17 protein-coding genes are annotated in these 19,160 nt (G+C 71.0%); 7 read left to right on the top strand and 10 right to left on the bottom strand.

Annotated elements, in window-relative coordinates; translation table 11 throughout:
* Positions 1-26: 26 nt before the first annotated feature.
* The 4 genes from H1D24_RS06850 to H1D24_RS06835 are packed head-to-tail and all read right to left on the bottom strand — an operon-like array spanning position 27 to position 4,208.
* On the bottom strand, positions 27-1,106 hold the full coding sequence (locus H1D24_RS06850) for an acyl-CoA dehydrogenase family protein (RefSeq protein WP_181656490.1): 1,080 nt from the start codon (positions 1,104-1,106) through the stop codon (positions 27-29).
* Complete coding sequence (locus H1D24_RS06845) at positions 1,103-2,167, bottom strand: acyl-CoA dehydrogenase family protein (RefSeq protein WP_181656489.1); 1,065 nt, start codon at positions 2,165-2,167, stop codon at positions 1,103-1,105. Before H1D24_RS06845 ends, H1D24_RS06850 begins: the two co-directional genes overlap by 4 nt.
* Positions 2,167-3,336 (bottom strand): acyl-CoA dehydrogenase family protein, encoded by a 1,170-nt coding sequence (locus H1D24_RS06840; protein ID WP_181656488.1) that lies wholly within the window; start codon positions 3,334-3,336, stop codon positions 2,167-2,169. Before H1D24_RS06840 ends, H1D24_RS06845 begins: the two co-directional genes overlap by 1 nt.
* Positions 3,336-4,208: an enoyl-CoA hydratase gene (locus tag H1D24_RS06835; RefSeq protein ID WP_181656487.1), complete on the bottom strand. Its 873-nt coding sequence runs from the start codon at positions 4,206-4,208 to the stop codon at positions 3,336-3,338. The genes H1D24_RS06840 and H1D24_RS06835 overlap by 1 nt, the downstream gene beginning before the upstream one ends.
* Positions 4,209-4,322: 114 nt before the next feature.
* Here H1D24_RS06835 and H1D24_RS06830 point away from each other — a divergent pair, with 114 nt between their 5' ends.
* The 4 genes from H1D24_RS06830 to H1D24_RS06815 all read left to right on the top strand — a co-directional run bounded on the left by H1D24_RS06830 (position 4,323) and on the right by H1D24_RS06815 (position 8,178).
* The gene (locus H1D24_RS06830) at positions 4,323-5,492 is read left to right on the top strand and encodes an acyl-CoA dehydrogenase family protein (protein WP_181656486.1); all 1,170 of its coding nucleotides are present in this window, start codon (positions 4,323-4,325) and stop codon (positions 5,490-5,492) included.
* Positions 5,489-6,283 carry an SDR family oxidoreductase gene (locus H1D24_RS06825; RefSeq protein WP_181656485.1) on the top strand — a complete coding sequence of 265 codons (795 nt, stop codon included), beginning with the start codon at positions 5,489-5,491 and terminating at the stop codon, positions 6,281-6,283. Before H1D24_RS06830 ends, H1D24_RS06825 begins: the two co-directional genes overlap by 4 nt.
* Before the next feature lie 72 nt (positions 6,284-6,355).
* Positions 6,356-6,943, top strand: coding sequence for a TetR/AcrR family transcriptional regulator (locus H1D24_RS06820; RefSeq protein WP_181656484.1), 588 nt, complete (start codon positions 6,356-6,358; stop codon positions 6,941-6,943).
* Positions 6,944-7,020: 77 nt separating this feature from the next.
* Positions 7,021-8,178, top strand: a complete 1,158-nt coding sequence (locus H1D24_RS06815; RefSeq protein WP_181656483.1) for an acetyl-CoA C-acetyltransferase — start codon at positions 7,021-7,023, stop codon at positions 8,176-8,178.
* Between the two features lie 234 nt (positions 8,179-8,412).
* Here H1D24_RS06815 and H1D24_RS06810 read toward each other — a convergent pair whose 3' ends face one another.
* From H1D24_RS06810 to H1D24_RS06795, 4 genes are read right to left on the bottom strand one after another with little or no spacing between them, the layout of a single operon-like run.
* Positions 8,413-9,480: an NAD(P)H-dependent flavin oxidoreductase gene (locus tag H1D24_RS06810; protein WP_181656482.1), complete on the bottom strand. Its 1,068-nt coding sequence runs from the start codon at positions 9,478-9,480 to the stop codon at positions 8,413-8,415.
* Positions 9,477-10,250, bottom strand: coding sequence for a CoA-transferase subunit beta (locus tag H1D24_RS06805; protein ID WP_181656481.1), 774 nt, complete (start codon positions 10,248-10,250; stop codon positions 9,477-9,479). The genes H1D24_RS06810 and H1D24_RS06805 overlap by 4 nt, the downstream gene beginning before the upstream one ends.
* Complete coding sequence (locus H1D24_RS06800) at positions 10,247-11,128, bottom strand: CoA transferase subunit A (RefSeq protein ID WP_258563891.1); 882 nt, start codon at positions 11,126-11,128, stop codon at positions 10,247-10,249. Before H1D24_RS06800 ends, H1D24_RS06805 begins: the two co-directional genes overlap by 4 nt.
* Positions 11,125-11,922: an enoyl-CoA hydratase family protein gene (locus tag H1D24_RS06795; RefSeq protein WP_181656480.1), complete on the bottom strand. Its 798-nt coding sequence runs from the start codon at positions 11,920-11,922 to the stop codon at positions 11,125-11,127. Before H1D24_RS06795 ends, H1D24_RS06800 begins: the two co-directional genes overlap by 4 nt.
* A 91-nt stretch (positions 11,923-12,013) precedes the next feature.
* On the opposite strand from H1D24_RS06795, the gene H1D24_RS06790 reads away from it, so the two are divergent.
* Together H1D24_RS06790 and H1D24_RS06785 are read left to right on the top strand one after the other, a co-directional pair.
* Positions 12,014-12,778, top strand: coding sequence for an SDR family oxidoreductase (locus tag H1D24_RS06790; RefSeq protein WP_220136496.1), 765 nt, complete (start codon positions 12,014-12,016; stop codon positions 12,776-12,778).
* A gap of 100 nt (positions 12,779-12,878) precedes the next feature.
* Positions 12,879-13,793: an SDR family oxidoreductase gene (locus tag H1D24_RS06785; RefSeq protein WP_181656478.1), complete on the top strand. Its 915-nt coding sequence runs from the start codon at positions 12,879-12,881 to the stop codon at positions 13,791-13,793.
* Positions 13,794-14,820: 1,027 nt separating this feature from the next.
* Here the strand turns inward: H1D24_RS06785 and H1D24_RS06780 are convergent.
* Together H1D24_RS06780 and H1D24_RS06775 are read right to left on the bottom strand one after the other, a co-directional pair.
* The gene (locus H1D24_RS06780) at positions 14,821-15,822 is read right to left on the bottom strand and encodes a glycoside hydrolase family 43 protein (RefSeq protein WP_181656739.1); all 1,002 of its coding nucleotides are present in this window, start codon (positions 15,820-15,822) and stop codon (positions 14,821-14,823) included.
* 359 nt (positions 15,823-16,181) lie between these two features.
* Complete coding sequence (locus H1D24_RS06775; RefSeq protein WP_181656477.1) at positions 16,182-17,225, bottom strand: LacI family DNA-binding transcriptional regulator; 1,044 nt, start codon at positions 17,223-17,225, stop codon at positions 16,182-16,184.
* 585 nt (positions 17,226-17,810) lie between these two features.
* Here H1D24_RS06775 and H1D24_RS06770 point away from each other — a divergent pair.
* Positions 17,811-18,938 carry a LacI family DNA-binding transcriptional regulator gene (locus tag H1D24_RS06770; protein ID WP_181656476.1) on the top strand — a complete coding sequence of 376 codons (1,128 nt, stop codon included), beginning with the start codon at positions 17,811-17,813 and terminating at the stop codon, positions 18,936-18,938.
* Positions 18,939-19,160: the final 222 nt, after the last annotated feature.

The following is a 19,160-nucleotide window of genomic DNA, read 5'->3' as shown; positions in this document are numbered from 1 at the left end:
CCGGGCTTTGCTCCGGCAGGCCGCGGTCAGGCCGCGGTCAGGCCCAGGTCTGCTGCCAGGCGGCCACGGTGCCACGCCGGCGGGCCGAAGAGCCGGCCCGAGCCGTGTGCGCGCTTGAAGTAGCGGTGGGCGTCGTGCTCCCAGGTGATCCCGATGCCGCCGTGCAGCTGGATCATCTCGCCCGCCACCGTCGAAAAGGCCTCCGAGCAGGCGGACTTGGCGATGACTGCGGAGCGCGTCAGCTCCGGTGAGCCCTCGGCGGCGGCGAAGGCCGCGCCGAGCGCGGCCGAGCGCGCCGACTCCACCAGCACGTACGCGTCCGCGAGCCGGTGCTTGACGGCCTGGAAGGAGCCGATGGGCCGGCCGAACTGCACGCGGTCCTTGGCGTAGGCGACCGTGAGCTCCAGGCAGCGCTCGGCCGCGCCGACCTGCTCGGCGGCGAGCGCGATGCAGGCCAGGTCCAGGACGTGCCGCAACACCCGGTCGCCGTCGCCCTCCTCGCCGATGAGACGGCCCGCGGCCCCGTCCAGCACCACGCGCGCCTGCGCCCGCGTCTGGTCCATCGTGCCCGTCGCCTCGCGGTGCACTCCTGGCTTGTCCACGGCCACGTGGAAGAGTGCTGTCCCCGCACCGGTCCTGGCCGCCACCAGCAGCACCTCGGCCCTGGCACCGTCCAGCACGTGCTCCTTGGCCCCCGTGATCCGCCAGACCCCGCCGGGGCCGGGGGCGGGCTCGGCATCGGCCCGGATCGCCGCCGGGTCCCAGGAAGCGTGCTCGGCCCATGCCAGTGCCCCCACCGCTCTGCCCTCGGCGAGCCGCGGCAGCAGTTCCGCGCACGCCGTCTCGTCGCCCGAGGCGAGCAGCGCCTGCACGGCGAGCACCGCGGAGCCGAGGTAGGGCACCGGGCTCAGCTCTCGCCCCAACTCCTCCATGACGACGTGGACTTCCCGGGCTCCGCATCCCGCCCCGCCGTACTCTTCCGGAACGGCGAGCCCCGCGATGCCGATCTGCTCGGTCAGGGGCCGCCAGGCTGCCGCGCCCTCGTGGCGCGTGAGCAGTGACCGTACGGCGGACCGCAGTTCTTCCTGTTCCTCCGTCAGTCTCACCCGTCTGCTCCTTTCTGTGTGGCTCGGTCGGGCTCGTACGGCCGCCCATCGCTCTCACTTCCCAGGACGCGGGCGCGGCAGGCCGCAGGCGTGCCCCAGGCGTACCGCAGTGCACGGGCCTTGCGGATCCACAGGGAGAGGTTCAGCTCCTCGGTGTAGCCGAGGGCTCCGTGGAGTTGCAGGGCCGTGCGCGCTGCGGTGTACGCGGCCTCGCACGCGCTCACCTTCGCCGCGGCGATCTGCCGGCCGGAGGACGAGTCTCCCGCCGCGAGGGCCAGTGCTGCCGCGTGGATCAGGGGCTGGGCGAACTCCAAGGCGATCAACACGTCCGCCAGACGGTGTTTCACTGCCTGGAACGAGCCGATGGCCACTCCGAACTGGGTGCGCTGCTTGGCGTATTCAACCGTCTGCGCCAGCAGGGCGCGGCCCAGCCCGAGGGCCTGGGCCGCAGTGGCCAGAGCGGCGGCATCGGCCGCGTGCGCGGCGGCGGCAGCCACCTCGGGCCCCTTCGCCAGGACGGTGCCGCCGAGCGGCCGGGACAGCCGTCGCGCCGGGTCGGCGGACGGTTGGAGAGGGCCGGTCGACTCCGCCAGGCGTACGGTGTCGCCGTCCACCACGAAGACCGCGTCGGCGGTGTCGGCGTCCAGGGCGTAGGGGCTGTACGGGCTGTAGGGGCTCCCGGGGGAGAGCAGGCACAGGGAGGCGGCGGTCTTGCCGGAGGCGATGCCGGGCAGCCAGGCGGCGGCCGGGGCCTCGTCGCCGAGGCGCTCCAGGAAGACCGCCGCGGCCACGGTCTCCACCACCGGGCCGGGTACGGCATGGCGGCCCAGTTCGGTGAAGGCGACGGCCAGTTCGACCGGCAGTGCGCCCAGGCCGTCGTGCTCCTCCGGGACGGCGAGGGCGAAGACCCCGGTCTCCGCCAGTCGCGCCCACAGGGCACGGCCGGGAGTGGTGTCCCCGGACGCCCAGGCGCGTACGACTGCGGGGGTGTCGGCCGCCGTCAGCATGCCGTCCAGGGTGCGGGCGAACTCCCGCTGTTCGTCGTCGAGGAGGAACCGCATCACCGGCGTCCCTTCGGGAGGCCGAGCAGGCGCTCGGCGATGATGTCGCGCTGGATCTCGTTGGTGCCGGCGTAGATGGGACCGGCGAGGGAGAAGGTGTACCCCTCGGCCCAACTCCCGTGCTCGGGCGCCTCGTCCGCGTCGTCGGAGAGTTCGCCGTACGGGCCGAGCAGGTCCAGGGCGGTCTCGTGCAGGGCGATGTCCAGTTCCGACCAGAAGACCTTGTTCAGGCTCGACTCGGCCCCGATCGAACCTCCCGCGGCGATCCGCGAGGCGTTGGCGTAGGTGAACAGCTGGTAGGCGCGGACGCCGATCACCGCGTCGGCCACCCGGTCGCGCACGGCGCTGTCGGCAGCATCCGCCTGCGCGCGCCACAGAGCGGTCAGCCGGTCCGCGGCGGCCATGAAGCGTCCCGGGCTGCGCAGGGTCAGCCCGCGCTCGTTTCCCGCCGTGCTCATCGCGACCCGCCAGCCCTGGCCCGGCTCGCCGATGACCTCCTCGTCGGGGACGAAGACGTCGTCGAGGAACAGTTCGGCGAAGGCGGGCTTGCCGTCGAGCCGCCCGATGGGCCGTACGGTCACGCCGTCCGCGTCGAGAGGGAACATCACATACGTCAGGCCCTGGTGCGGCCTGCCGGCGTCCGGGTCGCTGCGGAAGAGGCCGAAGGCGCGGTCGGCGAAGGCGGCTCGGGATGACCATGTCTTCTGCCCGCTCAAGCGCCAGCCGCCGTCGGCCCGTACGGCGGTGGACCGCAGCGACGCGAGGTCCGAGCCCGATTCCGGCTCGGACCAGGCCTGGGCCCAGATCACCTCGCCGCTCGCCATCTGCGGCAGGATGCGGGCGCGCTGCTCGTCGGTGCCGTGCTCGAACAAGGTGGGGGCGAGGAGATGGATGCCGTTCTGGCTGACACGCCCGGGCGCGCCCGCCGCGTAGTACTCCTCCTCGAAGATCAGCCACTCCAGGATCGAGGCGCCCCGGCCACCGTATTCCTCGGGCCAGGAGACCACCGACCAGCGGTCAGCGAACAGCGTGCGCTCCCAGTCCCGGTGTGCCGCGAAGCCCTCGGCGGTCTCCAGGGATGGCAGGGGAGCGGCGGGGACGTGGGCGGCGAGCCAGTCGCGGGCCTCGGCGCGGAAGGCGTCCTGTGCCGCCGTGAAGTCGAGGTCCATCAGGCGGAGGCCTCCTTCGCACCGGCCTTCTTCATCGCGCGGACGTCCATGCCGCCGAGCGAGTCCTTCGCCGTCTCCGCGTTGTGCGCGTGCGCCAGGTGGTGCAGCCCGAAGACGGAGTCCATACCGGTGTGCAGCCCCTGCAGGTCCTCCGCCTGGTTGACGGCGCGTTTGGTCAGGGCCAGCCCCATGCGGGGCATCTCGGCTATCCGGCCCGCCAATTCCACGGTGTGCTCCGTGAGTTCGGCGCGGGGCACGACCCGGTTGACCATTCCGACCTCGTAGGCGCGCTGTGCGCTCATCCGGTCGCCCGTGTACAGGAACTCCTTCGCGATGCGCGGCGGCATCACCCACGGGTGGGCGAAGTACTCGACTCCGGGGATGCCCATGCGCACCACGGGGTCGGCGAAGAAGGCGTCATCGGAGGCGACGATCAGGTCGCACACCCAGGCGAGCATCAGGCCGCCGGCGACGCACGCGCCCTGCACGGAGGCGATCACGGGCTTGGGCAGTTCGCGCCAGCGGCGGCACATGCCCAGGTAGACCTCGGACTCGCGGGCGAAGCGGCTTTCCGCGCCCTGCTTGTCCGAGTGGTCCCACCAGAGCACGGCCCTGCGGTCGAACGGCAGATGCGCGTCCCGTTCGGGCGTCCCGATGTCGTGCCCGGCGGAGAAGTGCTTCCCCGCCCCGGCGAGCACGACGACCTTGACCTCGTCGTCGTCGGCCGCGCGGTAGAAGGCCTGATCCAGGGCGTATGTCATCGCGGAGTTCTGGGCGTTGCGGTAAGCGGGCCGGTCCATCGTGACGACTGCGACGGGGCCGTGGCGTTCGTATCGGACAGGCGCCGTGGACGTGGTGCGGGCAGCGGACATCCGCCCTCCTTCCCTAACAAGTGTTTGGTAGGTTAACGTACGAGGCCGCGGCCGTCGAGAAGTCGCGCCGTCCCGCAGCGAGTCCCTCCAACGAGAGTCGTCCGGAGTCGCCCAATGAGCAGCAGCGTCGAGGAGTTCCGCACCGAGGTCCGCGCCTGGCTGCGGGCCAACCTCACCGGCGAGTTCGCCGCCCTCCGCGGGCGCGGCGGACCGGGCCGGGAGCACGAGGCGTATCCCGAACGGCTCACTTGGGAGCGGCACATGGCCGCCGCCGGCTGGACGTGCATCGGCTGGCCGAAGGAGTACGGCGGCCGCGGCGCCTCCCTCGAGCAGCAGGTCGCCTTCCACGAGGAGTACGCCCTCGCGGACGCCCCCGCGCGCGTCAACCACATCGGCGAACAGCTGCTCGGGCCCACCCTCATCGCCTTCGGCACCCCGGAGCAGCGCGAGTGCTTCCTCCCGTCGATCGTCGCCGTGGAGGAGCTGTGGTGTCAGGGCTACAGCGAGCCGGACGCCGGATCGGACCTGGCGAACGTACGGACCCGGGCCGAGCTCGAGGGCGAGGAGTGGGTGGTCACCGGGCAGAAGATCTGGACCTCACTCGCGCACGAATCCGACTGGTGCTTCGTCGTCGCCCGCACCGCCCCCGGGTCCACCCGCCACCAGGGGCTGTCCTATCTGCTGGTGCCGCTGGACCAACCCGGTGTGGAGATCCGGCCGATCACCCAGTTGACCGGCACCTCCGAATTCAATGAGGTCTTCTTCGACGGCGCCCGCACCCACGCGTCGAACATCGTCGGAGCGCCGGGCGAGGGCTGGAAGGTCGCCATGGCCACGCTCGGCTTCGAACGGGGTGTGTCCACGCTCGGTCAGCAGGTCGGCTTCCGCCGCGAACTGGAAGCGGTCATCGAGCTGGCCAAGCGCAACGGCGCGGCCGCCGACCCGCTGATCCGTGACCGGATGGCCCAGGCCTGGATCGGTCTGGAGATCATCCGCTGTAACGCGCTGCGGATGCTCGAAGGCGTCGCCGCCGGGGCACCAGGCCCCGAGGCGTCCATCGGCAAGATCTTCTGGGCGACCTGGCACCGCGAGCTGGGCGAGCTAGCCATGGACGTGTGCGGTGCCGCAGGGATGCTCGCTGCCGGCGAGCCGTACGAACTCGACGACTGGCAACGGCTGTTCCTCTTCTCCCGCTCCGACACCATCTACGCCGGATCGAACGAGATCCAGCGCAACATCATCGCCGAGCGGGTGCTCGGCCTGCCGAAGGAGGTCCGCCCGTGAGCGCACCGGCCGCACCACCGCCGTACGTGCCCGGCCACGCCCTGCTTGCCGGCCGCACCGCCGTGATCACCGCCGCCGCGGGAGCCGGCATCGGCGGTGCGACCGCGAAGCGGCTGCTTGAGGAGGGCGCGAGCATCGTCATCTCCGACGCCCACGCCCGCAGGCTCAAGGAGTCCGAGGCGGAGCTCGCCGCGGAGTTCGGCGCGGGCCGGGTCGCGTCGCTGCCCTGCGACGTGACCGACGAGACGCAGGTCGGCGCGCTGTTCGACCTGGCCGCGCAACGGCACGGACGCCTCGACATCGTCGTCAACAACGCCGGTCTCGGCGGCACGGCCGACCTCGTCGACATGGCCGACGAGCAGTGGGACAAGGTCCTCGACGTCACCCTGAACGGCACCTTCCGCTGCACCCGCGCCGCGCTGCGCCGCATGAAGGCCGCGGGCAGCGGGGGCGTCATCGTGAACAACGCCTCGGTGATCGGCTGGCGCGCGCAGAAGGGCCAGTCGCACTACGCCGCCGCCAAGGCCGGAGTCATGGCCCTCACCCGGTGTGCCGCGCTGGAGGCCGCCGAGTATGGTGTACGGGTCAACGCCGTCTCGCCGAGCCTGGCCATGCACCCGCACCTGGTGAAGGTCACCACGCCCGAGCTGCTTCAGGAGCTGACATCCCGCGAGGCGTTCGGCCGCTACGCCGAGCCGTGGGAGGTCGCCAACGTCATCGTCTTCCTGGCCAGCGGTTACTCCTCGTACATGACGGGCGAGGTGCTCTCCGTCAGCAGCCAGCACGCGTGAGACGAGAATGACCGTGTGCCGAAAACCAGCAGCAGTAAGCAGGTGCCGAAAGCTGGCAGCAAGAAGGCCCCGATGAGCCCGTCGCCCGAGCGGCGCGAGGAACTCCTGGCCACGGCGGCCGAGGTGTTCGCCGCACAGGGGTACAACGCCACCACCGTCCGTAAGATCGCGGACGCGGCGGGGATGCTCGCGGGCAGCCTCTACTACCACTTCGACTCCAAGGAGTCGATGCTCGACGAGATCCTCTCCACCTTCCTGGACGAGCTCTGGGCCCGGTACGACGCCGTGCTCGCAGCCCGGCTCGATCCCAGGGAGACCATCGAGGCCCTCGTCACCGAGTCCTTCCGGGAGATCGACCGGCATCGCGCCGCGGTCGCCATCTACCAGAAGGAGTCCAAGCACCTCCAGACCCAGCCGCGCTTCGGCTATCTCGCCGACTCGCAGGTGAAGTTCGAGAAGGCGTGGCTGGGGACGCTCGAGCGCGGAGTGGCCGCCGAGGTGTTCCGCGCCGACCTCGACATCCGCCTCACGTACCGCTTCGTGCGCGACACCGTGTGGGTCGCCGCGTCCTGGTACCGGCCGGGCGGACAGCACAGCCCGGAGGAGATCGCCCGCCAGTACCTGTCGATGGTGCTGGAGGGCATCGCCCTCCGCGAATGACAGCGATCGCCCTCCGCGTACGACCGCGCGAGTGCGTCCATCGAAGGACATCGAAGGACATCGAAGAAGGAGTGGCCATGGCCGAGGCATACATCGTCGAAGCGGTACGCACCCCGGTCGGCAGGCGGAACGGCGGCCTGTCCGCCGTGCACCCGGCCGATCTCGGCGCCCATGTGCTCAAGGCGCTGATGGAGCGCTCGGGCACCGACCCGGCGGCCGTCGAGGACGTCGTCTTCGGCTGCCTGGACACCGTCGGACCGCAGGCCGGCGACATCGCCCGCACCTGCTGGCTGGCCGCCGGGCTTCCGGAGGAGGTGCCCGGCGTGACCGTGGACCGGCAGTGCGGCTCCTCGCAGCAGGCCGTGCACTTCGCCGCGCAGGGCGTGCTGTCCGGAACCCAGGACCTGGTGGTCGCGGGCGGCGTGCAGAACATGTCCCAGGTGCCGATCGCCTTCGCCAGCCGCCAGGCCGCCGAGCCGCTCGGGCTGACCGAGGGCCCGTACGCCGGCTCCGAGGGATGGCGGGCCCGCTATGGCGACCGGCCGGTCAACCAGTTCCACGGCGCCGAGCTCATCGCTGAGAAGTGGGACATATCCCGCCGGGACATGGAGGAGTTCGCGCTGCGCTCGCACCAGCGGGCGATCCGCGCCATCGACGAGGGCCGCTTCGACCGCGAGCTCGTCGCATACGGGGACGTGACGACTGACGAGGGCCCGCGCCGCGACACCACCCTGGAGAAGATGGCGGGCTTGCAGCCGCTGAGGGAGGGCGGCCGGCTGACCGCCGCCCTCTCCTCACAGGTCTCCGACGGCGCCTCCGCCATGCTGCTCGCGAGCGAACGCGCCGTACGGGAGCACGGGCTGACTCCGCGCGCCCGGATCCACCACCTCTCGGTGCGCGGCGAGGATCCGATCCGGATGCTGTCCGCGCCGATCCCGGCCACGGCGTACGCACTGAAGAAGGCCGGGATGACGCTCGACGAGATCGACCTGGTCGAGATCAACGAGGCCTTCGCTTCCGTGGTACTGGCGTGGGTCAAGGAGACCGGCGCCGACCCGGAGAAGGTCAACGTCAACGGGGGCGCCATCGCCCTGGGCCACCCGCTGGGCGCCACCGGCACCAAGCTCATGACCACGCTGCTGCACGAACTGGAGCGCACGGGCGGGCGGTACGGCCTGCAGACGATGTGCGAGGGCGGCGGCCAGGCCAACGTCACCATCATCGAGCGGCTCTGACGTACGACGGACGTGGCGGGCGGCTGCTCGGCCGGGTGGGGCGGCACTCCAGCGGCCGAGCCGTCCTTCGGGGCGACGTCGTCCTCAGCGCCCCGCACCAGCCCGTCCCGCGGCCGGCCTGCCAGCCGTCCGCAGGGCGGGCTCGGGCTGTACGCGCTGCCGGGCACGCCGCCGTACGGCGAGAGGCGGGGGCGTTCCGCCGGGGGAGCGGTACGCCCCGGCGGAACGCGCCCCTCAGCCGCCCGCGGGGGGCAGAGCCCCCAGCGTGGCCCGCGCCTCGGCCATGATCCGGTCGACGAGTTCCGCGCAGGACGGCAGATCGTCGATCAGGCCCGCGACCTGGCCGGAGGCCATCACACCGAGGTCTGTGCGGCCCTCGACCATCGAGGCCTTGAGCAGCATCGGGGTGTTGGCGGCCAGCAGGACCTGACTCCAGGTCAGTTCCTTGCCGTGCTTCATCGCCAACCCGTCGCGGACCATCCGGGCCCAGCTCATGCCGGTCTCGCGCCTGAAGGCCGCGGCATGGCGGATCGCCCGCAGCAGCGCGGCGGCCCCGCCCGAGCGCTCCAGCGCGTCGACCAGCTCGGTGCGCAGCATCCGGTGCGGCAGGCCGTCCACCTTGGTGGTGACGGTGACGTCCCCCACCGCCGCGCCCAGGTACCTGGCCTTGACCGCGTCGGGGACGGTGCTGTCGGAGGTGAGCAGGAAACGGGTGCCCATCGCGATCCCCGCGGCACCGTAGGCCAGCGCGGCGACCAGGCCGCGGCCGTCGTGGAAGCCGCCCGCCGCGACGACGGGGATGTCCACGGCGTCCACGACCTGGGGGAGCAGCACGGTGGTGGCCACGTTCCCGGTATGCCCGCCACCCTCGCCGCCCTGCACCACCACGGCGTCGGCGCCCCACGCGGCGACCTTCTCGGCGTGCCGCCTGGCGCCGATGGACGGGATGACGACGACACCCGCGTCCTTGAGCCGGACGATCAGTTCCCGGGAGGGCGCGAGCGCGAACGAGGCGACCTTCACCCCTTCGTCGATGATGATCCGTACGCGCTCGGCCGCGTCCACCGCGTCCGCCCGGAGATTGACCCCGAAGGGCGCGTCCGTACGGGACTTCACCTCGCGCACGGCGGAGTGGAGCTGCCCGACGGTCATGGTGGCGGAGGCGAGGATCCCCAGCGCCCCGGCGTTGGCGGCGGCCGAGACCAGACGGGGGCCCGCCACCCACCCCATGCCCGTCTGGACGATCGGGTGGCGTACGCCGACCAGTTCGGTGAGCGGGGTGGCGATCGTGACGTCGCTCATGCCGTCGGCACCTCGCGGTCGCGCAGCCCGTTCGGGTCGATCACCTCGCGGATCAGCCGCAGTTCCTCGGGGGTTGGCTCGCGGGTGCCCGGCACGTCGTCGGGGATGGTGAGCGCGAAGCCGGTGGCCTCGACGACCTGCTCGACCGTGACACCGGGATGGAGCGAGCGCAGTCGCATCGTCCGGTCCGGAGTCTCGAAGTCGAAGACGCCGAGGTCGCTGATGACGTTCGGGATGCGGTGGTAGCGGCTCGCGGAGGGCCCGGCTGCGGCGGCCCGGTCGTACCCCACACCCGACACCATGTCGACCCTCTCGACGAACACTCGCGTCGAGTGCCGCGGCACCCAATAACTCGTGGGATTGTTCAGCGTGTTGACGGGCGCACCGCGCACCCCCAGAAGCTGCCGTTCGGGCCGGGCCCAGTCGCCGATGCAGGAGATGTTCTGGTTGCCGTGGCGGTCGAGCTGGCTGGCGCCCATCATCACGTGCCGCCGCCCTGTGGCCACCATCGCCAGGTGCTGGCGGTAGGGCAGCCAGCCCTCCACCACCTCCGCCTTCGTGCCGACCGCCGGGACGTCGCCGACCAGCAGCGCCTCGCCGTCGGTCAGCAGCAGGTCGGGGGAGAAGGTGAGCTTCGCCAGCCGGGCCCCGATCGTGGGGACGGTGCCCATGGGGCTGGCCAGTACCTCGCCCGCGTCCCGCCAGGCCTCGGCGCACGCCACCACGCAGTACTCGGCCCGCGTCGCCGTGGTCGTAGCGACATCGCTCATGCTGCTGCCTCCTCCTCTGCTTTCTCCTTGTGGAACGCCGCCACCGCGGCCTGGTACGCGTCCTCGTCCCCGGACAGGAACCGCTCGCTGAAGGCCCGCCAGGCCTCGGGATCGCGGGCCGCCTGGGCGTAGGCGCGCTGGAAGGCCTCGTCGCGGTCGTGGTCCGGGACGCAGGAGGTGAAGTGCGCGCCGTTCGGACTCTCCACGATGCCGTTCACGAACGCGCGCTTGACCAGCAGCGACTGCGGTCCGGAGTCCTTCAGCAGGTCCGTGGTGTCCACGATCCGCTCGCAGGACACGTACGCGGCGTCGGCGGCCTCGCAGAACAGGTCGTCGAAGTACGGGTCCGGGCCCAGGTACTGGGCGTTGCCGTGCACGTCCGCCCGGTTGAGATGGACCAGTGCGGCGTCCAGCCGCAGGGCGGGGACCGCGACGAGCTCCTCGCCGTCCTCGTACGGGGACGTGATCGTGCGCAGGGACGGGTTGATGATCATCACGTCCGAGGCGAGACCGGCCCGGATCGGCATGAAGGGCAGCCGGTGGGCGGCGGCGGTCAGGCCCCACATGAACATGGCCTCGTCCAGCTCCATCATCTCGAACGCGCCGCGCTGCCGGGCGGCTTGGAAGTGCGGCTCGAGGGGGATGGAGTCGAGGGTGGCGAACGCCGCGACGAGCCTGCGGATCTTCCCGGCTGCGGCGAGCAGCCCGATGTCGGGGCCGCCGTAGCTGACGACGGTCAGGTCGGTGACGTCCGAGCGCAGCAGCGCCCTCACCAGTGCCATCGGCTTGCGCCGTGAGCCCCAGCCGCCGATGCCGATCGTCATGCCGCTCTCGAGGAGCCCGGCCACCTCCTCGGCGGTCATCGTCTTGTTGCTCAACTCCGGTCCTCCTTCGAGGATATGGGCGATGTCGATGCGGAAGACGTCGATGCGGACGACACGAACGCGTCGCGGTGTCTGTCGGCGACCCCGCTGAGGTTGGCCTCGAAGGTGAAGCCCTGCTCGAAGCGGTAGCTGCGGCGGACGTCCACCGGGTCGATCCCGTTGATCGCGGCCTTGGCGAGGCGGATGAGGGAGCCGTCCTTGGCGGCGATCTCGCGGGCCAACTCCAAGGCTGCGTCGAGCAGTTGAGCGCGAGGAACGACCCGCCAGACCGAGCCGTGCCGGTGCAGCTCCTGGGCGGTGACGGTGCGTGAGGTGTAGTACAGGGTTCGCATCAGGTGCTGGGGGACCAGCCGGGCCAGATGGGTGGCCGCGCCGAGCGCGCCCCGGTCCAGTTCCGGCAGGCCGAAGGTCGCGTCGTCGCTGGCGACGATCGCGTCGGCGTTGCCGACCAGGCCGATGCCACCGCCGAGGCAGAAGCCGTGCACGGCGGCGACCACCGGCACCTCGCAGTCGTAGACGGCGGCGAACGCCTCGTAGCAGCCGCGGTTGGCGCCGATGAGGGCGCTGTGGCCGTCCGTGCGCTGCATCTCCTTGATGTCGACGCCGGCGTTGAAGCCGCGGCCCGTGGCGGTGAGCACCACGCAGCGCACCTTCGGGTCGGCGCCGGCTGTGCGTACAGCGGTCGCCAGGTCGTACCAGCCCTGTACGGGGAGGGCGTTGACGGGCGGGAAGTCCACGGTGACGACGGCAACGCTGCCCTCTTCCGGGACGGAGGTGGAGACACCCATGAGCGCATCAGCTACCTTTCCACCAAACATTTGTTAGGTCGCAAGGTAGCAGCGGACCGCGCGCTGCGGGAGGTGCGAAGTGTCAGCGATCATGGATCTGTCCGGCTCCGTCGCCGTCGTCACCGGGGGAACCCGGGGTGTCGGCGCGGGCATCACCAGGGCCCTGCTCGAAGCCGGGGCGCAGGTCGTGGCCTGCGCCCGACGACCCCCGGACAAGCCCGTCGAGGCGGCGGGGCGCACGGCCCGCTTCCTCCCCGTCGACCTGCGCGACCCGGAAGCGGTCGGCGGGCTCTTCGCACGGGTGCGGAGCGAGTACGGGCGGCTGGACACCCTGGTCAACAACGCCGGAGGGACGCCTTTCCGGATGCTGGGCGACGGCGGAGCGCAGCGGCATGCCCGGGTCGTCGAGCTGAACCTCCTCGCGCCGCTGACCGCGTCCCTCGCCGCGTATGAGGTGATGCGCCATCAGAGCGGGGGCGGGTCGATCGTGATGATCGGCAGCGTCAGCGGGACCCGTCCGTCACCGGGCAGCGCGGCGTACGGAGCCGCCAAGGCGGGCCTCGAGCACCTCGCCCGCTCCATGGCCGTGGAATGGGCGCCGACCGTGCGGGTCAACACACTCGTCCTCGGCATGGTCCGCACCGAACTGTCCCATCTGCACTACGGGGACGAGGACGGCATCGCCGCCATCGGCCGCACCGTGCCGCTCGGCCGGCTCGCCGACCCCGCCGAGATCGGCGACGCCTGCGTCTTCCTCGCCTCCGACCGCGCCTCGTACATCAGCGGCGCCAGCCTCCACGTCCACGGCGGCGGGGAGCGCCCGGCCTTCCTCGACGCCGCCACCGTCAACAAATGACCGCGTGGCCGCCTCAGGCGGTGGTGGTCGAACGACCAGTTCAGATCCGCACGTGAGACCCGCACGTGAGACCCGCACGTCAAAGGAAGGACACACAGCCATGACCACCGGAATCTGCGCCGGACGCGTCGTCGTCGTCACCGGGGCGGGGCGCGGGCTCGGCCGCGCGCACGCGCTCGCCTTCGCCGCCGAGGGCGCCCAGGTCGTCGTCAACGACCTGGGCGTCGGACTCGACGGCACCGGAGGGGCCACCGGGCCCGCCCAGCAGGTCGTCGACGAGATCCGGGCCCTCGGCGGCGAGGCGGTCGCCCACGGCGGCGACGTCGCCACCGCCGACGGGGCGGCCTCCCTCATCGCCACCGCGCTGGACACCTTCGGCCGTCTCGACACCCTCGTCAACAACGCCGGATTCCTGCGCGACCGCATGCTCGTCAACCTCGACGAGGACGACTGGGACGCCGTCATGCGCGTCCACCTCAAGGGCCACTTCCTGCCGCTCAAGCACGCGGCCGCGCACTGGCGCGCCGAGGCGAAGGACGGCCGTACGCCAGAGGCCCGGGTGATCAACACGAGTTCCGGGGCCGGCCTGCTCGGCAGCGTCGGCCAGGGCAACTACTCCGCCGCCAAGGCCGGGATCGTCGGCCTGACCCTCGTCGCCGCCGCCGAGATGGGCCGCTACGGCGTCCAGGTCAATGCCATCGCCCCCGCCGCCCGCACCCGGATGACCGAGCAGACCTTCGCCGACACCATGTCCGCCCCCGAGGTCGGTGCCTTCGACGCCATGGCTCCGGAGAACGTCTCCCCCCTCGTCGTGTGGCTGGGCTCCGCCGCCTCCGCCGGGGTGACGGGTCGGGTCTTCGAGGCCGAGGGCGGGCGGATCACCGTCATGGAGGGCTGGCGGCCGGGCCCCAGCGTGGACAAGGGCGCCCGCTGGACCCCGGCGGAGGCGGGCGAGACAGCCCTGAAGCTGCTCGCCGATTCGGAGCCGCCGCAGCCGGTGTACGGGGCGCGGTAGGAGCCGCCCCCGCGGCCGGTGTACGAGCGCCGGTACGAGTCGCTCGGCCCTGTCGAGTGCGTCAGGGGTTGGGAACTGCTGCCGGTGTACTGAGCGGGAGTGACTTCTGGTGATCGTGAGTGAGTGCCGGGGCCGGACGTGGTGGCCTGCTGTGTGCAGGGACAGTCTTCCTTGCCATGGTTTGCGTTCTCGGTCTCCGTCCTTCGGGAGGGGAACGGGGGTTCTTGGGTCGAATGGGTGACCTTTACGGGTGGTGCTCGTTGATTGCTGTGGCGGGATCTTTTGGGACAGGCCGGGGGTGAATGGGTGGGCGGGTTGCGGGAGTTGGCGGCGTCGTTCGTGGTGCCCGGTCCCGCCGGGGTGGCGATCCGGGACCGGCTGCGGGTGAGCGAGTCGGATGCGGTGGTGGACCGCGTTCCAGCGGGCCTTGGCGAGTAGGAGGGGCGGCAGCCCGACCGCCACCACTCCCGAGGCGAGGCCGAGAAGGCCGACGGGGCCGGTCCCGAAGTGCTCTACCCCTGCGACCGGGCACGGGCGGGGATGCTGTAACGACCAAGCTGCACAGCGGGAGTCCGCGCGCCGCCCGCGCCCGGGGGCCTCCGGGCGCGGGCGGCGCGGTCGGGGCGGTCGGGGCACCGATGAGGAGTGCGACCGGCGGGTCGTTCGCCGACCGCACTCCCCGTCCGGTTTCTCGATGGTCTGCGCCAGAAGACGGAGTCCCTCGTGCGCCACAGCGTCGAACGGCTGACGCGCCTTGGTCGGGCGATGAGTCACACAGGGGAGACGGACTGTCGTCATAGCCGACGACACGGACGACACCGTCCAGCACGAGCAGGCAGACCTCCGCCGGCGCGTGGATCAGACCGATGGCCAAGTCGCCTCGCGTACGGGCGGCTGCTGCCTGCCGCGTGCCGCGAGGGCCGCGGGCCGGCCTCCGAGCCTGTCCCGGGCAGCGAATCACCGCTGCAGGCCGACGAGGTGTCAGGTGTTCGGGTCCACCGTCAGCCAGCGGTAAACACAGGGGGCGTCACCCGCCGCCATCGAGATCGGTGCGCTGGCGGAGTACCCGTAGCTCGTGGCCGAGAAGCTGCATCTCGTACAGCTTCCCGCGTGCGTTGTTGAAGGGGCGGTGGAGCACCATCATCAGCCGGCCGTCGAAGGTGTGGAACAGCATGCCGTGACCGCTGTCGTTCCGGACCAGCGGCCGGCGCTGACTCCACGGCCCCTTGATGTCGCCGGACTTCGAGACGGCATAGGTCTGCACGTAGTAGCCGCCGACGGTGCCGTCCGGGTTGGCCGAGTTCTTTTCGTACGTCGACCACAGCATGATCAGGGATCTGTCAGGGCTGCGGTACAGCTGCGGGCCGTCGGTGACGTAGGGCGGGAGCTGATGCGGTACCCCGCTGGGGATCTGCTCACTGAGCCAGAACGCGTCCGATGCCTTGAACAGGTAGGTCGGATCACCGACGGCCTTCGACAGGTCCGGAGCCAGCTGGATCGCTTCCATGGTTCCGTCGATGGTCTGCAGCCACTCGTGCGCGTACACCATGTGGGGCTTGCCGGACTCGTCGACGTAGAGCGTCCCGTCGAGAGCCATGAGGTTCTCGGGCGTGGTGGGGCGTGACGGGTCAATGACGGTGAAGGGGCCCATCAGCGAGTCGGAAACAGCGATGATCGTGCCGCGCATGTAGTTCCCGATCGGGAACGGCGTGCCCCACTGGTTGGGTGGTGGTACTGGAAGCGGCTTTTTGTGGTTGTGCAGGGTGGCGAACAGGTAGTACTTGCCGCCGAACTCGTGCACCTCCGGCGCCCATCCGCCGTCGGTCGCCCAGAGTCCCTCCTGGTCGGCGGTCCGGAAGACCATGACGGGGCGCATCCAGTCGCGCAGGTTCTGGCTGCGGTAGACCATCGTGCCGGGGCCGGACACGCCCGATACCGACCGGACGTTGGCCGTGTAGAGGTAGTAGGTCTGGGTCTCCTTGTCGGCGAGGATGAACGGGTCGTGCAGCGGCATGTCGGGAAGCCGCATGAGATCGGTGTCAGCCGCGGTCGAAGACGTCGTTGACACGCCGTCGACGGAAGTCGACGCGGATGATGGAGGCGCTGCGCCGAGGACGGCTGCGGTGGCGGCCGCACTAGAGGCGGCGATGAAGCTACGTCGGGATCTGGGCAAGGTAAACCAGCCTTTCGGGGCCATGTGGGAGGCGAGCGCTCCCTGATCCGGTGACAAACCCATGACGTGAGGCATGGCTCTTCTGGGTGTGCCGGCCTGCTCTTGCGGGGGGTGGTCCTTGATCGCCTGCGTGGAGGGGTCTGACGCAATCGGGTAGCTGCGATCAGACGTGTGACCGTGGCGATGGGTGAGAACGTGACGATGAAGTGCGTCGTCTAGCTGGGGGAGGACGGTGGGGGTGCAGTCGAGGCTCGGACGACGAGTTCGACCGGTGGGTCGCTCGCCGGTGGCATGTGGGTGTCGGGCTTTTCGATGGCGTGGACGAGAAGCCTGAGTCCCTCTCTGGCTGCGGCGTCGAACGGCTGCCGCACGGTGGTCAGGGGTGGGGTGACGTGGGCGAAGACGGGGTTGCCGTCGAAGCCGATGACGCTGACGTCGTGGGGCACGCGTCGACCGGCTTCTGTCAGAGCGTGGATCAGGCCGATCGCCATGTCGTCGCCCGAGACGAAGACCGCGGTCACCTCGGGGTCGGCGGCCAGTTTGCGGCCCGCTTGGTAACCGGAGTCTGCCGACCAGTCGCCTTCGACGAGCGGCGGTTGGTGCCTGCCGCGTGCCGCCAGTGCCGCTCGCCATCCCTCGACACGGTCCCTGGCGGCATACCAGCGCAGCGGTCCGGCGAGGTGGTGGACGGTCTGGTGTCCCAGGTCGAGCAGGTGGTCCGTGGCGGCCCGCGCCAGCAGATCGGCGCCGACCCCTGCGGTCACCGCTCGAGCGCCGCCGAAGGCCGGTGGTGCGCCGAGGAAGAGGACCGGCACGTCGACGCGGACGGACACCTCTCCTTCGATGACGGGCTCGGAGACGATGATGCCGTCCACGCCCTGCTCCAGGAGGGAGTCCACGGCGCGGGCGATATCGTCCGGTTCGCCGTCCAGTGTGTTGACCACTCGGAGTGCGTAACCGGAGTCCCGCACGGCTTTCTCAATGGCCACGAGCAGTGAGGCGGTTCCGTACCCGGCCGTCCCCAGAGCGACCACACCGATGGAGCGTGTTCGTCCGGAAGCCAGTGCGCGGGCCGCGTTGTTCAGCCGGTAGCCGAGTTTCTCGGCGGCTTCGATGACGCGTCGCCGTACGTCGTCGGAGACGTAGGGCTCGTTGTTGAGGACCCTCGACACGGTTTTGCGTGAGACGCCGGCCAGTTGGGCGACATCGGCACTGCGGGGCGCAGAGGGGCTCCCGCCCCGTCCTGCCACTCGTGTCACGGCGTCTCCTCTGGCCGAACGCGGGAACCTGTCGACGTCCGCTGTATGACCGCGCGGTCAATGTCTATGCAGTCCGAGATCGTGCGTCAAGGGTGTGCGCACGGTTTCTTTCAACCTCGCGTCGTCCCGGAGAAGCCGGGAGTCAGGTGTCGGGCGACGCCCTGCCTGCGGCGCAAAACTGCTTCTGACCAGCGCATCCGCGCCTCCGAAACGTCACTTGTCGGTGCGGGGGCCGACCGTGTGGAGCCCCTGGGGCGCGGCCCCGGCTTCCACTGGGTCCCTTGCGGGCGAATCGGTCAAGGCGCGTCAGGCGGGGCGGTCAGGTGTTTCGGCCGGCACTGCCCAGGCCGGGCCCTCAGGCCTCGCCTGCGTCGACGCATGGCCGAGCGCTGTTTCGGGGGCAGGCCGTGACGGTCCTCAGTACGCGTTCGGCAGCGTCGGAAGGGTCCAGCGGGAGAGGAGTGGCGCTGTGCGTGCTCTTGACGCGTGCTCCTCCGGCTGCGTAGATATGACCGCGCGGTCAGTGACCGCGCGGTCATGCATCTGACATCGCCTGATGCAGGCATACGTCCGTCGGGAGACTTCATGGCACGAGTGGTGGGGCGAAGCGTGGGTTCGTCTGCGCCGCGCAGCGCGGACGTGGCCCGTGTGGCCGGGGTCTCGCGCAAGACGGTGTCGCGGGTCCTCAACAACGAGCCATACGTCTCCGACGAGGTCCGCCGACGCGTCCTCGAAGCCGCCGAGGAACTGGGCTATCGGCTGAACCACGCGGCGCGGGCGCTGGCCTCGGGGCGGAACCGTTCCATCGGTGTCGTCGCCCTGGGGACGGCCGGGTACGGAACCGCCTCGCTCCTCGTGGGCATCGAGAAGGCCGTACGGGACGCCGGCTACGCACTGCGTGTGGTCAACACCGCGGACGGCGACCCGGAAGGCATCGCCGGCGCCGTGATGTCGCTCCGTGAACAGGGAGTTGACGGCATTGTCGTCTCCGAGCCCATTGTGGAAGGAGAGGTGTCCCTCAAGGTCGACGTGCCGGTCCTCTTCCTGGGTGCACCGCCGGCGTTCACCTCTGCCCGAACCCTGACAGTGGGGGTAGGCGCCTACGCACTGGCGCGGGCGGCCACCGATCACCTGCTGGATCTGGGGCACACGACGGTTCATCACCTCGCCGGTCCCGGGCGCTGGTACGCCTCCAAGGACCGTCTCGCCGGCTGGCGGGCAGCGCTGGCGGCACGGGGTGCGCACGAACCGCCGGTGATCGAGGGGGACTGGTCACCCGCGTCCGGCTACGCGGCAGGCCTCGAGTTGGCTGCGGACAGCTCCGTGACCGCCGTGTTCGCGGCGGGCGACGACATGGCCATCGGCCTGATCCACGCCCTGCGGGAAGCCGGCCGCCGCGTGCCGGAGGACATCAGCGTTGTAGGTTTCGACGGCAACCCCGTCTTCGCCCACGTCACCCCTCCCCTGACCACCGTGCGTCAGCCCTTCGACGCCGCGGCACGGGAAGGAATCAGGCTGCTCATGCACGCCATCGAGGAGCCGGAGACCGACCTGCCTCCGGCGAGCGAGCCGCCGGTCGAACTCGTCGTCCGCGGTTCGACCGCGCCCCCGCCGGCCCGGAAGGCCCCGGCACGCGGGCGGCGCACGGCTTCCCGCTCGCGCGGCTCGGCACACGCACCGCCGGCCGGGGACGGACCGCCCACCACCGACTGATCAGCGCTCATCGGCCCGAGCGGCACCCGCTCGTGGCCGGGGGGTGAGCCGCCTGCGCTCACCGCCACTCACAAAGCTCTACGACCGTGGACTTCCGCTGTACGGCACGTGACGCGCGTGCCGGCCGCAGCCCGCGCGACGCATACCCGAACATGGCGACCCCGATGCCCTGGTAGCGACCTCCGCGCCTCGCACTCTCCTGACACCTCTCTCCTCACGGCT

The sequence above is a fragment of the Streptomyces himalayensis subsp. himalayensis genome (genome assembly GCF_013778455.1).
GTDB classification, from domain to species: domain Bacteria; phylum Actinomycetota; class Actinomycetes; order Streptomycetales; family Streptomycetaceae; genus Streptomyces; species Streptomyces himalayensis.
This window is presented reverse-complemented; position numbering and strand designations above follow the sequence as displayed.

What these genes read in the sequence shown, in the direction of transcription:
- H1D24_RS06845 (WP_181656489.1), bottom strand. Translation starts at nt 2,167, where the DNA reads ATGCGGTTCCTCCTCGACGACGAACAGCGGGAGTTCGCCCGCACCCTG.
- H1D24_RS06840 (WP_181656488.1), bottom strand. Translation starts at nt 3,336, where the DNA reads ATGGACCTCGACTTCACGGCGGCACAGGACGCCTTCCGCGCCGAGGCC.
- H1D24_RS06835 (WP_181656487.1), bottom strand. Translation starts at nt 4,208, where the DNA reads ATGTCCGCTGCCCGCACCACGTCCACGGCGCCTGTCCGATACGAACGC.
- H1D24_RS06830 (WP_181656486.1), top strand. Translation starts at nt 4,323, where the DNA reads ATGAGCAGCAGCGTCGAGGAGTTCCGCACCGAGGTCCGCGCCTGGCTG.
- H1D24_RS06820 (WP_181656484.1), top strand. Translation starts at nt 6,356, where the DNA reads ATGAGCCCGTCGCCCGAGCGGCGCGAGGAACTCCTGGCCACGGCGGCC.
- H1D24_RS06815 (WP_181656483.1), top strand. Translation starts at nt 7,021, where the DNA reads ATGGCCGAGGCATACATCGTCGAAGCGGTACGCACCCCGGTCGGCAGG.
- H1D24_RS06810 (WP_181656482.1), bottom strand. Translation starts at nt 9,480, where the DNA reads ATGAGCGACGTCACGATCGCCACCCCGCTCACCGAACTGGTCGGCGTA.
- H1D24_RS06805 (WP_181656481.1), bottom strand. Translation starts at nt 10,250, where the DNA reads ATGAGCGATGTCGCTACGACCACGGCGACGCGGGCCGAGTACTGCGTG.
- H1D24_RS06795 (WP_181656480.1), bottom strand. Translation starts at nt 11,922, where the DNA reads ATGGGTGTCTCCACCTCCGTCCCGGAAGAGGGCAGCGTTGCCGTCGTC.
- H1D24_RS06790 (WP_220136496.1), top strand. Translation starts at nt 12,014, where the DNA reads ATGGATCTGTCCGGCTCCGTCGCCGTCGTCACCGGGGGAACCCGGGGT.
- H1D24_RS06785 (WP_181656478.1), top strand. Translation starts at nt 12,879, where the DNA reads ATGACCACCGGAATCTGCGCCGGACGCGTCGTCGTCGTCACCGGGGCG.
- H1D24_RS06780 (WP_181656739.1), bottom strand. Translation starts at nt 15,822, where the DNA reads ATGCGGCTTCCCGACATGCCGCTGCACGACCCGTTCATCCTCGCCGAC.
- H1D24_RS06770 (WP_181656476.1), top strand. Translation starts at nt 17,811, where the DNA reads ATGGCACGAGTGGTGGGGCGAAGCGTGGGTTCGTCTGCGCCGCGCAGC.